The sequence below is a fragment of the Tsukamurella sp. 8F genome (genome assembly GCF_029167375.1).
Classification (GTDB): Bacteria; Actinomycetota; Actinomycetes; order Mycobacteriales; family Mycobacteriaceae; genus Tsukamurella.
Genome location: NZ_JARFTP010000003.1, coordinates 190,875 through 204,135, shown reverse-complemented (window position 1 = coordinate 204,135; position 13,261 = coordinate 190,875). Strand labels below are relative to the sequence as shown.

General features: G+C 66.3%; 11 protein-coding genes. 4 read left to right on the top strand and 7 right to left on the bottom strand.

Annotated elements, in window-relative coordinates:
• Positions 1-201: 201 nt before the first annotated feature.
• The 3 genes from P0W64_RS03745 (at position 202) to P0W64_RS03735 (ending at position 3,637) form a co-directional block, all read left to right on the top strand.
• On the top strand, positions 202-1,458 hold the full coding sequence (locus P0W64_RS03745) for a pyridoxal phosphate-dependent aminotransferase (protein WP_275478720.1): 1,257 nt from the start codon (positions 202-204) through the stop codon (positions 1,456-1,458).
• Positions 1,459-1,486: 28 nt separating this feature from the next.
• On the top strand, positions 1,487-2,689 hold the full coding sequence (locus P0W64_RS03740; RefSeq protein WP_275478719.1) for an amidohydrolase family protein: 1,203 nt from the start codon (positions 1,487-1,489) through the stop codon (positions 2,687-2,689).
• 114 nt (positions 2,690-2,803) lie between these two features.
• The gene (locus P0W64_RS03735) at positions 2,804-3,637 is read left to right on the top strand and encodes an alpha/beta hydrolase (protein WP_275478718.1); all 834 of its coding nucleotides are present in this window, start codon (positions 2,804-2,806) and stop codon (positions 3,635-3,637) included.
• A gap of 52 nt (positions 3,638-3,689) precedes the next feature.
• Here the strand turns inward: P0W64_RS03735 and P0W64_RS03730 are convergent, their stop codons facing one another.
• The 4 genes from P0W64_RS03730 to P0W64_RS03715 all read right to left on the bottom strand — a co-directional run bounded on the left by P0W64_RS03730 (position 3,690) and on the right by P0W64_RS03715 (position 8,617).
• Positions 3,690-4,526, bottom strand: a complete 837-nt coding sequence (locus tag P0W64_RS03730) for an ABC transporter ATP-binding protein (RefSeq protein ID WP_275478749.1) — start codon at positions 4,524-4,526, stop codon at positions 3,690-3,692.
• Positions 4,527-4,599: 73 nt separating this feature from the next.
• Entirely contained in the window at positions 4,600-5,610 is a 1,011-nt protein-coding gene (locus P0W64_RS03725) for an iron chelate uptake ABC transporter family permease subunit (protein ID WP_275478717.1), read from the bottom strand.
• A gap of 62 nt (positions 5,611-5,672) precedes the next feature.
• Positions 5,673-6,743, bottom strand: a complete 1,071-nt coding sequence (locus tag P0W64_RS03720; protein ID WP_275478716.1) for an iron chelate uptake ABC transporter family permease subunit — start codon at positions 6,741-6,743, stop codon at positions 5,673-5,675.
• Positions 6,740-8,617, bottom strand: a complete 1,878-nt coding sequence (locus P0W64_RS03715) for a siderophore-interacting protein (RefSeq protein WP_275478715.1) — start codon at positions 8,615-8,617, stop codon at positions 6,740-6,742. The genes P0W64_RS03720 and P0W64_RS03715 overlap by 4 nt, the downstream gene beginning before the upstream one ends.
• A gap of 211 nt (positions 8,618-8,828) precedes the next feature.
• Here P0W64_RS03715 and P0W64_RS03710 point away from each other — a divergent pair, with 211 nt between their 5' ends.
• Positions 8,829-9,551: a PIG-L deacetylase family protein gene (locus P0W64_RS03710; RefSeq protein WP_275478714.1), complete on the top strand. Its 723-nt coding sequence runs from the start codon at positions 8,829-8,831 to the stop codon at positions 9,549-9,551.
• Here the strand turns inward: P0W64_RS03710 and P0W64_RS03705 are convergent.
• The 3 genes from P0W64_RS03705 to P0W64_RS03695 are packed head-to-tail and all read right to left on the bottom strand — an operon-like array spanning position 9,530 to position 13,244.
• Entirely contained in the window at positions 9,530-11,383 is a 1,854-nt protein-coding gene (locus tag P0W64_RS03705) for an FAD/NAD(P)-binding protein (protein ID WP_275478713.1), read from the bottom strand. The genes P0W64_RS03710 and P0W64_RS03705 overlap by 22 nt on opposite strands.
• Positions 11,384-11,421: 38 nt before the next feature.
• Positions 11,422-12,951: a tryptophan 7-halogenase gene (locus tag P0W64_RS03700; protein WP_275478712.1), complete on the bottom strand. Its 1,530-nt coding sequence runs from the start codon at positions 12,949-12,951 to the stop codon at positions 11,422-11,424.
• Positions 12,948-13,244 carry a phosphopantetheine-binding protein gene (locus P0W64_RS03695; RefSeq protein WP_275478711.1) on the bottom strand — a complete coding sequence of 99 codons (297 nt, stop codon included), beginning with the start codon at positions 13,242-13,244 and terminating at the stop codon, positions 12,948-12,950. Before P0W64_RS03695 ends, P0W64_RS03700 begins: the two co-directional genes overlap by 4 nt.
• Between the last annotated feature and the right edge of the window lie 17 nt (positions 13,245-13,261).

Below are 13,261 nucleotides of genomic sequence, written 5' to 3'. Positions count from 1 at the left end.
GATCCAGGCTAAGTTAGCTTAGCCTGACCAATATCGCGACAATCCGGGCCGGCGCCGCGTTCCATCACCCCACACCGGCGCGAGACCTATCGACCGCTCGTATACCCCGATCCTGCGGTCCCGGCGCCCGACTCACGCCGAATCATGTTGTGTTACCCTACCCTTACTTCACCGCGCTTGATCTACCCATGAGGAGGATGCGTGCAGGCACCCGCCGACATCCTGGACAGCGGGAGCCTGTCCAACCGGATGGAGGACGCCCGGATGATCGCCGACTATCAGGCCGCGGGCAGCAACATCGATGAGCTCATCTACCTCAGCCTGGGCGAGACCTGGGCCGACACCCCACCCGGTCTGGTGGCCGCCCTGGCGGATATCCCGAACCATGCCAACGGGTACCAGCTCACACCCTATGGTCTGCCCGCGCTACGAAACGTTCTCCGCGAGTACATCATCCGCACCCACGACCTCGACGACGTCACCCCCGGGTGGTTCGATGTGTCCGTCAGCCAGTGCGGAACCCGCTCCGCCATGGCCGATTTCGGGCAGTTCATCCGGAGCTGCACCCCCAAACGCCGCGTCGCACTGGTTCCGGAACCGGGCTGGGACTACCCGGGTGTGCTTGCTCCGCTGGGATTCTCAGTGCGTACCTACCCTCTGACCCAGCGGCAGGACTGGCAGCCCGACACCGAGGCCGTCGAGGAGATGATCCGCACCAGCCCCGACACCGGTCTTCTGGTTCTGAACCCTCAGCACAATCCGACCGGCTCGGACTGGACCCCGTCGGTGGTCGCACGCCTTCTCGACCTCGCCGAGGAGCGGGGGGTGGCCGTACTCCTCGACGACGCCTACTACGCGGTCCACACACCCGGCACGGCACCGACCAACGCTCTGCGAATCCTGTTGTCCGAACGTCGTACTCAGCCGTGGCTGGCCGTGCGGACGCTGGGCAAACAGTTCCGCTGCAACGGCTGGGGCCTGGGCGCACTCACCGGACGGCCGGAGACCCTGGGAATTCTCGCCGCCATCGCACATCGGCGCTATTACGGTTCCGCCGTGCCACTCCAGGCGGCCATGGCGTCGTGGCTGGCCGACCCGGAGTCCGATCGGTACATCGAGCAACTCGGCGACCACTACGTACGGACCAGGGACCAGGTCCACAGTCGGCTCGTCGGCGACCTCGGCTTTCCGGATCACGCCGTGTCTCCCGGCACCTGCACGTCGTACCTGCGGTTTCAGGTGCCGCCGTCGTTCGCCGCCGATCACGACGAAGACGCATACCGACGGCTGTGTCTGGCGGCCGGCGTCCTGCCGGGTCGCGGCAGTATGACCGCTCCGTCTCGACACGGCGGCAACGACGACCGATCCAGTTGGGTCCGGATACATCTCGGTCACCCGCCGCAGGTGCTCGACGACGCCTTCGATCGGCTGCTGGCCACGGGGCTGGGCTGGAAGTGATGCCGGGCCGACCTACCCGGGACACCGTATGACCTCCGCGAGCGACGAGCGGCGCCGTACCGCAGTCCACGCCGCCGTTATGTTCGACGGCACCGATCCGGTGACCATCGACGACCCGGTGGTGTTGATCGAGGACGGGCGTATCGTCGCGGTCACCCAGGGGCTGGCGTCCGTACCGCCCGACGCGATGTTGCTGGATCTGCCGGGCACCACGCTCATCCCCGGCCTGGTCGATCCGCACGTGCACCTGGCCCTCGACGCCAGTGCCGACCCCGTGTCCGCGCTCGCGAGTCGGGACGATGACGAGGTGGTCGAGGCGATCACATCGGCTGGCAGAGCACAGCTTTCGGCGGGTGTCACCACCGTGCGCGACCTCGGTGACCGCGGCTACCTTTCTCTCGGGCTCCCTCCGCGGCCCGCACTGCCGACGGTGGTGTCCGCCGGGCCACCGATCACGATCGCAGGCGGACACTGCCATTTCCTCGGCGGTGTCGCGCACGGGGTCGACGGCGTGCGGGCAGCCGTCCGCGAGCACGCCGACCGTGGAGTCGCGGTGATCAAGGTGATCGCAAGCGGGGGGACCCTTACCGCAGGTTCGGACCCGCGCACGGACCAGTTCACCCCCGACGAGCTCGCTGCCCTGGTCGACGAGGCGCATCGGCATGGTTTGCCGGTCACCGCCCACGCTCACGCCACCACGGCGATCGAGGCGGCCGTGGCTGCGGGAGTGGACGGGCTGGAGCACTGCACATTCCTCACGGACGATGGCGTGGCGGCGCCCGATGAGCTACTCGCCGAGATAGTCGCGCGGCGGATAGCGGTGAGTGCCACCCTGGGGCTGGTCCCGGGCCCGGAACGGGCACGCAAGACGCCTGAGATCTTGAAACGGAATCTGGCTGCCACGTTCGCGATTCATCGGCGACTCATCGCCGACGGCGCCGTCTACGCGGTCGGCACCGATGCGGGTATCTCGCCCGAGAAACCACACGGCGTGCTCGTTCAGGGCCTGATCGCCCTCGGAATGTTGGGCGTCACGCCGGCCGAAGCGCTGCGCCGCGGGACGAGCGTCGCGGCACATATCTGTGGACTCGGCGATCGGAAGGGGCGCATCGCCCCGGGATTCGACGCCGATCTGGTCGCGATCGACGGTGATCCGCTCGTCGATCGCGCCTCCCTACGCCGCCCACTCGCCGTGCTGGTGGCAGGACGTGCAATTGATCGGACCGTCTGAACGCCGGCACGTTCCCGGCGGTCGAGCTACCGTCCCGGGACCGCACGCCGATCGCCCCGCGGCGCAACGGAGATCGTGCGTCATCGCCGACGCACCTCAGGAAGGGAGTACCGCATGCCCGCCTTGCCCGTGAACGGGATCGCGTTGCGCTATGAGGAGCACGGTGATCCACACGCGCCACTCGTGGTGCTGGTGCAGGGAACGGGCGCGCGAGGCGATGTCTGGACGTTGCACCAAGTGCCGGATCTGGTCGAGGCCGGATACCGGGTCGTCACGTACGACAACCGCGGGATCAGCCCGGTGCCCGGGCAGACCGAGACCTCGTGTCCCGAGATCGAGGTGCGTGCGCTCGTCGACGACCTCGCTGCGTTGATCACCCACGCCGGTGCCCCTGCGCATGTGGTCGGGACGTCACTGGGCGCCCGCGTAGTACAGGAGCTGGCACTGACATACCCCGAGCTCGTGCGGCGGGCGGTGGCGATGGGTGCACACGCACGGGTCGATGAAGCGGGCAGGCTCCTGACGCGCGGGGAACAAGAGCTGTTCGACCGGCGAATAGTGCTGCCCACGGCCTACAAGGCCGCCGTCGAGGCGCTGTTGAACCTCTCCCCGACCACCCTGCGCGACGGCTCGAGAGCAGCGGAATGGCTTGCGCTCATGGAGTACTCGGCAGGTCCGGCGACATCCGGGGAGCGCGGCCAGCTCGGCGCGACGGAACGCCTGGGAGATCGCAGGGGCGCTTACCGCGCGATCTCTCGACCGCTGCTCGTGATCGGTTTCGCGGACGACCTGATCGTCCCGGCGTATCTCGGCCGCGAGGTGGCCGATGCGGTCCCCGGGGCCCGTTACGTCGAGGTGCAGGACACCGGTCATTTCGGCTACCTGGAACGGCCCGAGGTCGTGAACCGGCTGATCGTCGATTTCCTCGGCGCCGGTGGGTCCGGGTAGCCGGCATGCTGCGCTGCACGTGACGGGCCAGCCGGACGCCGCGAACTCGACCTCATCGACGCTCCTTCCGGAGCGGAAATACCGCCGGCGTCCCGGTAACGGGGTCTGGCGCGACCAGGCATCGCAGCCCGAAGACCTCCTCCACGAGTTGCTCGGTGAGGATGTCGGCGGGCGCTCCCGTAGTGACGATGCGGCCGTCCTTCATGACCACCAGGTATGAGGCGTATCGTGCCGCCTGATTGAGGTCGTGCAGCACCGCGACGACGGTCTTGCCACCACGGTTGAACCCGTCGAGGAGCTCGAGCAATTCGTGCTGATGCGCGATATCGAGGAAGGTGGTCGGCTCGTCGAGCAACATGAGCGGGGTCTCCTGTGCCAGCAGCATCGAGAGCCAGACCCGCTGCCGCTGCCCTCCGGACAGTTCATCGACGAGGCGACCCGACAGATCCGTCACTCGGGTTGCTGCCAGAGCCCTGGTCACCGCCTTCTCGTCGTCATCCCGCCACTGTTGCAGGAAGCCCTGGTGGGGATAGCGGCCCCGCGCCACGAGCGCGGCGACCCGGATCCCATCCGGGGCCAGCGCAGTCTGGGGAAGCAGGCCGAGGCGCTGGGCGACATCTTTCGCCTTGTAATGCGCGATCTCCCGGCCGTCCAGGATAACTTGCCCCCGTTGGGGTTTCAGAACCCGTGCGCAGGCACGCAGCAGCGTCGACTTCCCACACGCGTTCGGGCCCACGATCACAGTGAAGGAGTTGTCCGGTATCTCGAGCGTCAGGTGCTCCGAGATGATCCGAGCGTCGTAGCCGATCGTCACGTCGTCTATCGCGAGCCGGGATCCGCGCCCTCGCCGCAACGCCGCGCCGCTCGAACGATTCTCGTCCGGCCCCATCTCGTCTACGGTCATCCAGGCTCCTCCGATCGATCACAGCAACGGCTCCACGCCGACCACAGCGACACGTGGCTCACACTCTCTGTCGGGCTTCGCGGAACAGCAGCCAGCCGAGGTACGTACCACCGATCACGACGGTGATCACCCCCACCGGCAGTGGCGTCGATGCAACATGCTGGGCCGCATAGTCGGCGACCGCCAGCAGCAGGGCCCCGGTACACGCCGCCGGCATGAGCGTGATCCGCGCTGTACGGGCACATCTCCTGGCGATCTGCGGGGCCGCCAGCGCAACGAAGGCGATCGGACCGGACGCAGCGGTCACGGTGGCGGTGAGAGCGACGCCCACCACCACAACAACGAGCCTCGATGTGCCGACGCGCACGCCGTGGGCCGCGGCGACATCGTCGCCGAGCTCGAGCTCGCCCAGCGGTCTGCTCACCGATGCCCCTACCGCGAAGAGCGCCCCGATGACCACCCCACCCCCGAGCACCTGGTCCCAACGGACACCGTTGAGGGAGCCGATTCCCCACGCCGCGGCGCCCATCGCGGTGTCCAGATCAGCGCGCAGGATCATCCACGTGTTCAGGGAGGCGAGCATGGCCGACACAGCGATGCCCACGATGATCAGCCGGAATCCCTGGACACCGCGTCGATACGCCAAAACGTATACGAGGACCGCGGTCACGATTCCGCCCCCCAAGGCGCCACCGGCGACGCCGAGGTAGCCGCCGCCGGTCACCAACATCACGACGAGGGCTCCGGTGTAGGAGCCGGTGGAGAAGCCGATCACGTCGGGACTCGCCAACGGGTTACGAGTGAGCGACTGGAACATCGCACCGCTCACTCCGAGCGCCGCCCCGAAGATCAGGCCGGCCGCCACCCTCGGTAGGCGCCATTCCACCACGATCTCGCGCACCTGACGGCTTTCGCCTCCGAACAACGCGGAGACCACCTGCTCGATGCTGAGGTGATAGGAACCGGACGCAAGGGCGAGGAGCGAGACGGCGATGGCCGACACGATCAACGCCGTGCAGACCACGACGCTGCGCATCTCGACGCTGCGCGAGAGGTGCGCGGTCCTCACGATCCGTGTTCGAACACCGAAATGCACTCGTTCCGGTGACTTCCCGGACTCGGCCTCCATCGTCATAGGCCGCTGACCTTCACCCGTCGAACGAGCACGATCAAGATGGGCGCTCCGATGAAGGCGGTCACGACTCCCACCGGTATCTCGCTGGGAATCATGATGACCCGGCCCGCGATATCCGATGCGAGAAGGAGACTCGGTGCAAGCAATACGCTGTAGGCGATGATCCATCGTTGATCCGGGCCGACGATCCACCGTGCGACATGCGGCACCATGAGCCCCACGAATCCGATCGGGCCGGCGAGGGCCGTGGCACCGCCCGCCAAGAAGGTGATCGCCGCAACCACCATGATCCTCGTCCGGTTCACGCGGGCGCCCTGCGCCACCGCGAGATCGTCACCGAGCGCCATCGCGTTGAGCGATGGCGCCGCCGCCAGTGCCAGGAGCAATCCCCCCGCGAAGAAGGGAAGGATCGGCCAGACCACGTCGAGTGGCCGACCGACGATCGATCCTGCATGCCATTGACGCATCTGGTCGAACGCCTCGGGATCGATCAGCGTCAAGCCCGACGTCGCCCCACCCAGCACGGCTCCCAGCGCGACGCCCGCGAGCACCATCAGGCCGGACGATTCACGACCGTGCCGCGTGCCACCGAGCAACAGCACCATCACCGTGACCACGAGTGCGCCGGCGAAGGCGAACCACATGTAGCTCGCCGGGTCCTGGATTCCGATGACGCCGACGGCCAGCGCCACGGCGAATGCCGCGCCGGCGTTGACGCCCAGGATTCCGGGCTCGGCCAACGGGTTTCGCGTCAGGGCCTGGATCAGGGCACCAGCCACACCCAGTGAGATCCCGACGATCAACCCGACCACGGTGCGGGGCAGCCGATAGTCGCGAACGGAGAACTGGTCCGCACCGGTGGGCGAATGGAACAGCGCGTCCCAGACCACCGAGACGGGGATCGCCTTCGATCCGACCGCGAGGCTCAGCACCACGAGGACCAGGAGGGAGCAGACGGCGACGATCAGCCCGAGAGCCCTTGGCCCCCTGCGGGACGGCGGTGCCGCGCGTTCGGACGCTGGAGCTTCGTCGGGAGCCGTCACCGACGTGGTCGCGTCGCGGCTCATCGCGTCGCGGTAGTGGCCTCGGCAGGCACCAGTTCCCGAAGGGTCGCTGCCCTGCCGAGCGGGCTCGTCCGGTCGACACGCAGTCCGGCCAGTTCGATGACGGAGTCGAGCTCGGCGACGGTACGGACACCGGTGCCGTCACGAGTCAAGGCGAGAAGGTCTGCCTCACAGTCGTGCTCGTCCAGCTCATCCGGGTCGAAGGTGTTCTCGACGAGCAGGATCCGTCCGTTCGGCCGCACGCCATCCATCGCACGGCGCAGGGCGTCGACGGCGTCCGAATCGGGCAGCGGCGCGCGAGGACTGGCGAAGAGCACCGCGTCGGCCTCCGGCGACGGCTCGAAGACCGATTGCTCGACGACATCGACCCGCCCGCGCTGCGCTTCGTCCGGGATCGTCTCCGCCAGGTCCCGGCGCAACCAGTCGGCCTGGGCGGGCAACGCGCAGATCGTGACTCGCAGGTCCGGGTGGACGGCAGTGGCTTCGCGGGCCACGACACCGGCGCCACCGGAGTGGACTACGAGGTGCTCGACTCCGTTCAGCGCTGGCGCCTTGGCCAGCGGCTCCGCAATGAAGGCGAAGAAGCCGGCGACTCGCTCGAGGTACTTGTCCTCGTACCACTTCTCCGTGCGCAGCGTAGCGAAGTCGTGGCCCGTGACCGTCCTGTAGGAGGGACCACCGGTACGGATCGACTCGGCGAGGCCGTATATGCCTGCATGCTGCCGACCGCTCATCCCATCGGGATGCAACGTGTCGATCCAGAACTCGTTGGTCATGAACTCGCCGACCTCGGTCAGCTTGTATCGGCCGGGCCCCGATTCCGCGAGCACGTCGAGCGCGTGCAGGTAGCGCAACAGCTTTCCGAGCGCGCGCTGGTCGCTGCCGGTACGACTCGCCAGATCCGGAACGGTCGTGACCCCGCGCGAGATCAGGTCCCCTATACCGAGCCCCACCGCTACCCGGATAGCGATCGGCGGATACAGCTCGACGAGATCATGGAAGCGCTCGTGGGCGGGCGTGTTGCGTTCGGGATCGGGAATCGCTCCATCGTCGGCGAGTGCGACCACCTCGGCGCGACGCCAATAGCCTGTGAACTCGATGTCGACCTTCGGGACGTCGCGGTCCTCGACCAGGTGACGGCGGATGTCCCGTACGGCCGCCTGCTCCCCGGCCACCCAGGCGAACGGTCGCCCCTCCCACCACTCGGCGTTCTTCACCGCGTCCAGGAGCAGGTTCGTCGTCCCCGGCTCAGCTCCCCCTCGGGGCAGCCACGTGATCTCCACACCGTCGGGTCGGCTGAGCTCCTGCCGGTGGGCGTCCTCGGCGATCTCGATGAAGACCTGGGCGCGCTGACCGCCGGGTAGCTCCTCGAGCATGCGTGCGATGGCCGGCAGCGCAGTGTCGTCGCCGGCCACGAGAAGCCAGTCCGCACCGGTCGGCATCGACCGGGACACACCGGGACCGAACAGATGGATCCGGTCTCCCGGCTCAGCCCTGTAGGCCCACGTGGTCGCGACCCCCACGCCGTGACGAACGAAATCGACGTCCAACTCGCCGGACTCCGCATCCCATCTGCGGACGGTGTACACCTTGGCCAGGGGCCGCGGCTCCCTCGGGAACGTCAATCCCGCGCCGTTCTGAACCGGCAGGACCGCCTCCGAGGCCCCGGGGTAGGGGAACAGCAGTCGGATATCGTCATCGAACGCCGGCGAGGTGAACGGCGGCTGCGGATGTCCGTTCGCCGACGTGAACGCCCCCAGCTCCACTCCGCCGAGAGTGACCCGCCGCATGCCAGGGCTGACGTCGGTAGTACGGACGACCTCGACCTCGCGGAGGGTCAGCGGATGAACGGTGAGCTGACGCGATGTCTTCGGCATCCTGGGTGGACCCCTTCCTAACGATTCTGCTGCGCTCGGCCTACCGGAACCGGCGATCAACTGACTGAGGACGGCCACGCCCCCACGCAGGACCGGTTGTACGAGGCAGCCGTAGGACCACCTCGCAGCACGCTCGCGTTCACCTTACCCATAAGGTAAGCCTAAGAACAGCCGACGAGCGATGGCACGTCGCACGAGACGAGGAGGCTACGTGAGCCGCACCGCCCCGAAGGCCCCGCATGGCACGGTGTTGGTGGTCACGGCGCATCCGGACGACGCCGAGTTCGGCGCAGGGGGCACGCTTGCGATGTGGCGAGCCACCGGCGCAGAGGTAGTGCTGTGCATATGCACGTCCGGTGAGGCCGGCGAGGGAGCACTCGACGGGCCCGAGCTCGCGGCCATCCGTCGCCGCGAGCAACTCGACGCCGCGGCGCTCCTCGGAATCGACGACGTCCGGTTCCTCGACCACCCGGACGGCATGGTCGTCGCCGACCTCATTCTGCGCCGAGATATCTCGCGGGTGATCCGCCAGGTGAGACCACATCGGGTACTCACGCACTGCCCGACGCCCGACTGGTCACACATCGCGGCTTGCCACCCCGACCATCTCGCCGTCGGCACGGCGGCCGCGGCCGCCGTGTATCCGGACTCTCGGAGTTCCCGGGCCCACCCCGAACTCCGGGCCCAGGGGCTCGAACCCTGGACGGTGCCCGAGCTGTGGATGATGACACCACCGGCGACCGCCGAGAACACGGCGATGGATGTCACGGACTTCGTCGATATCAAGCTTCGAGCCCTGGCGGCACACTCCTCGCAATTCGACGACTCGCGCGAGGTCGACGCCGTCGCGCGGTTCCAGATGCGTCAGGCGGCCGCGCGGCACGAGATGCCCGGACGGTTCGCGGAAGTGTTTCAGGCGGTTCGCTCGGCCTGAGCGATATCGCGCGCACCGCAGAGTGCCGCTCGCGCCACCATATCGCTGCGGCGGAATCCCGCAGATCCCGTCCCCGGCCGATGGAAAGCGGCGGTCACACGCAGCGTAGTGAAACCGCCCATCGCGAATCGCGCGCGATGCGGGCGCCCCTCGCCGTCCACAACCCGGCACTCGGTCGGTGTCACCCGCAACAGGCCCGTACTGACGGGAGCACCGGTACCCACATCCAGCGTTTCCACACTGATCTCGCCCCGCTGCAGGAGGTCGCGGAGCATCGGGTCCCGCACCCTGTCGAGATCGGGCTCGGGGAGCCTCGCTTCGATCAACGTACGCGCCGTGACCTGGTCGGGAACCGATGAACCGCCCGCCCGGAACACTCCCTCCTCCCGATCTACTTCCACCCACATATCGGCCCCGATGAACGTGACGAAGCCGGCTTCTGAAAGAGCGACGAGCTGTTCCATTCGATGCGCCGGCGCGCCGACCGAGAAGTAGTTGTGTATACCGCGCCACCAGTCCAGTCCATCGGTATAGGACTCCGCGTCGAGTCGACCGGAGTGCCACAGAAAACCCATATTGTTGAATATCGAGTAGTCGGCCATCTCCATGGCCGACTCCGCACTGTACTCGGGCTCGGTACGCCGTCGCGCATCACGAAGCACGAGGCCTCTCACGAATGTCTGCAAATCGTCGGCCGTCGAGAACTCTTCACCATCCAGCGGGCGATCACCGAGATCCATATCGAAGACATCGTCGTCGGCGACCATCTCGGCGACCAGCGCGTCGATCTCGCCCCGATCCGCTTGGGTGTACCGTTCGGCGAACTCCGACCAACTGCATCGCACGCGATCCGGATAGGCGTTGAACAGCTCGTGGTAGTAGGCCCAGCCGAACTCCTTCGCGATCAAGGGCCTGACGTGCTCATGAATGTTCACGCGGTCATGCTCGCGCATGAGACGCGCCAGCGTCTTCTGAGTAAAGAACTTAGGCAGTGGCGGCGGATCCGCACGAAGCCGTTGGATAGGTTTCGCGTGGTGTGGAACGCCCCTGCGAGAACCCACGAAGACGTGCGGCTCGGCGCCGTGTGGCTCGTACACCAGGCGGCCCTCCGCACTGCGGAAGCGGCCGCCCCTGCCCTCGAAGAGAAGCGCGATCAAATCGACGAAAGACAGCCCCATCCCCCTGACCAAGACTTCGTCACCGGCGCCGATCGACGACAGATCGAGCGCTGCCGAGTTCTGGGGAGGCGTGTAGCGCAGTCCCGACTGTTCGGCGGCGCGCAACAGACCCATTTCTCTACCGTTCGGTACGGCATCGAGGCACCCCAGGGTGAGCACAACCGTATGCACGTCGACCCGTGAACCGTCCGCGAGCGTGATCCTCTGCAGCCCATCTGTAGATTCCTGAAGAGCAATGGCCGCGTGCGGGTGGGTGCGAACGAAGACGCTGTCCGGCAACGAATCGAGCAGCCGATCGCGGACAACGCTCAGGTATCCGCCGTTCGCCTGCCTCGTCACGAAGCGGCCCTGCTGGATGGTGTCTGCACCCCGTACCCGTGGGTCGATCGGTGACCCGTCGTTGACCCAGTCCAGGAGCGACGGCCCCTCCACGATCGGACCGTTGCACCGAACTGTTTCATCCAGATACATGGTGACCTGCTCGGGAAGCGAGTTCATCAACAGTTCGCTCGGCTGATCCAGTTGCCACAGCCGCCCGCCGCCCACTGGGTAAGGGTCTATCAGATGAATGCAGAGTTCTTGGGATTCGAGGACGTCCTTCGCGTTTGCGACGAGCCTTTCCAGTACGCTCAGCCCATGTGGGCCGACGCCCACGATCGCAATCTCCGCCCTAGGACCATCGAGGTCCCCGATCATCGAACTCCCGCCGCCGGTGCGTCCGGTACCGGCACGACCCAACGCAATGAGTCGGCCGACGGTACGAGCCCGTCTTCGAATAGCGGGACCTCCGGCACCCGGCCCCCGAGAGAGTCCTTCGTCAGCATCTGATTCGACCCGTCCATGAGGCCACGCACCACGGGAGGATCGAACAGCCGGCCCATGCCCTCGTTCCCGCTCGACTGCATCTCCCAGGTGTCGTTCACGGCTCCGTTGAGAAGCTCTGTCGAGGACTCGAACTCGGCGACGATGCCCTCCGCATCGGTGAGAGCGGCCTCCCCCGAATGGCCGCCAGCCACCAGAGTCGTGAACGCCTCGACGTCGGTGGCCTTCATATTCGTCACCTTGCGCGCCTGCCAGAAGTACGAGTTCTCATCCACCTGCATGTCGTAGAAACTTGCGAGGAACTCGTAGAACGTCCGGTACTCCCGACGGTAGCGCCGGTCGAACTCGGTGAAGGCCACCTGCTCGGACAGGTCTCCCGACAAGACGCTGTTCACCGAGCGTGCGGCGAGCAGGGCACTGTAGGTCGCCAGATGCACTCCCGTGGAGAAGACCGGGTCGATGAAGCATGCCGCGTCGCCGACCAGGAACATCCCCGGGCGCCAGAACTCGCTCTGGCTGTACGAGTAGTCTTTCCGCGTCCGAATCTCACCGTAGACACCGTCGGTGACCCTCGTCGCATCGCTCAGGAAGTCCTTGACGATATCGCATCGGTCGAGCAGACCCATCAGCGCCGTCTCGGAGTCGCCACGCAATTGCGCCGCATGCTCCCTGCCGATCACAGCACCCACGCTGGTCAGTGTGTCGCTCAGCGGAATGTACCAGCACCATCCCTCATCGAACGCCGCGCAGAGGATGTTTCCGCTGTACGGCTCGGGAAGGCGCTTTCCGTTCTCGAAATAGCCGAATGTCGCGATATTCTTGAAGAAGTCCGAGTAATGGCGTTCACCGCCGATCTTCCCGTGGATACGACTTGTATTGCCCGACGCATCGGCTACGAACTTCGACTCGATCACCCGCTCGACACCGGACTCATCGACATAACGAACTCCGTGGACCCGGTCACCATCCTCGACGATGTCGATCACGGTTGCGCCTTCACGGGCGTCGACTCCCAGCCTGCGAGCGTTACGCAGAAGGATATCGTCGAACTTCATCCGCTCCACCTGGTACGCGGTCGACGTGGGTGCCGGAAAGTTCGGCGAAAGCGCGAAGTTGAATTTCCAGGGGGTCGGATTGACCCCCCACTTGAACACTCCTCCGCGTTTGACGGGGAACGACTGCTGAGCAAGTTCCTCGGTCACTCCGAGCAGTTTGCAGATGCCGTGAATCGTACCCGGCAGCAGCGACTCGCCGATCTGATAACGCGGGAAGTTCTCCTTCTCCAGGAGTATCACCCGATGCCCCTGCATCGCCACCAGAGACGCTATGGTCGATCCCGCGGGGCCGCCGCCCACTACAACCAGATCCACCTCTTCACGCACTGCTGAATCGCCGTTCATGACTCGCCGCCTCCATCTTTCATCTTCGCTTCAAGTGCCCGCCACCAGCCATCGACGGTCGAGTCGTCAACGAGATCGAAGAACTGGATATCCACCCCCAGTGCCTGCCATTTCTCGACCAAGTACATAGTTCGGATCGAATCCAACCCATGATCGATCAAGTCCGTTCCGCCGGTCACCGCCTGGCGCTCCACCCCCAGCACTTCCGCGATGTCGGCGACAACAGACTCCCTGGTCAGCGGAAACTCCGCCGCGTCCAATGCGTCGATTGCCGAACCGGTATCGTCACTCATACGAACTTTCCACCTTC

Bases quoted from the DNA above. Each gene is read 5' to 3' on its own strand.
- P0W64_RS03740 (WP_275478719.1), top strand. From the start codon at position 1,487: ATGACCTCCGCGAGCGACGAGCGGCGCCGTACCGCAGTCCACGCCGCC.
- P0W64_RS03735 (WP_275478718.1), top strand. From the start codon at position 2,804: ATGCCCGCCTTGCCCGTGAACGGGATCGCGTTGCGCTATGAGGAGCAC.
- P0W64_RS03730 (WP_275478749.1), bottom strand. From the start codon at position 4,526: ATGGGGCCGGACGAGAATCGTTCGAGCGGCGCGGCGTTGCGGCGAGGG.
- P0W64_RS03720 (WP_275478716.1), bottom strand. From the start codon at position 6,743: ATGAGCCGCGACGCGACCACGTCGGTGACGGCTCCCGACGAAGCTCCA.
- P0W64_RS03715 (WP_275478715.1), bottom strand. From the start codon at position 8,617: ATGCCGAAGACATCGCGTCAGCTCACCGTTCATCCGCTGACCCTCCGC.
- P0W64_RS03700 (WP_275478712.1), bottom strand. From the start codon at position 12,951: ATGAACGGCGATTCAGCAGTGCGTGAAGAGGTGGATCTGGTTGTAGTG.
- P0W64_RS03695 (WP_275478711.1), bottom strand. From the start codon at position 13,244: ATGAGTGACGATACCGGTTCGGCAATCGACGCATTGGACGCGGCGGAG.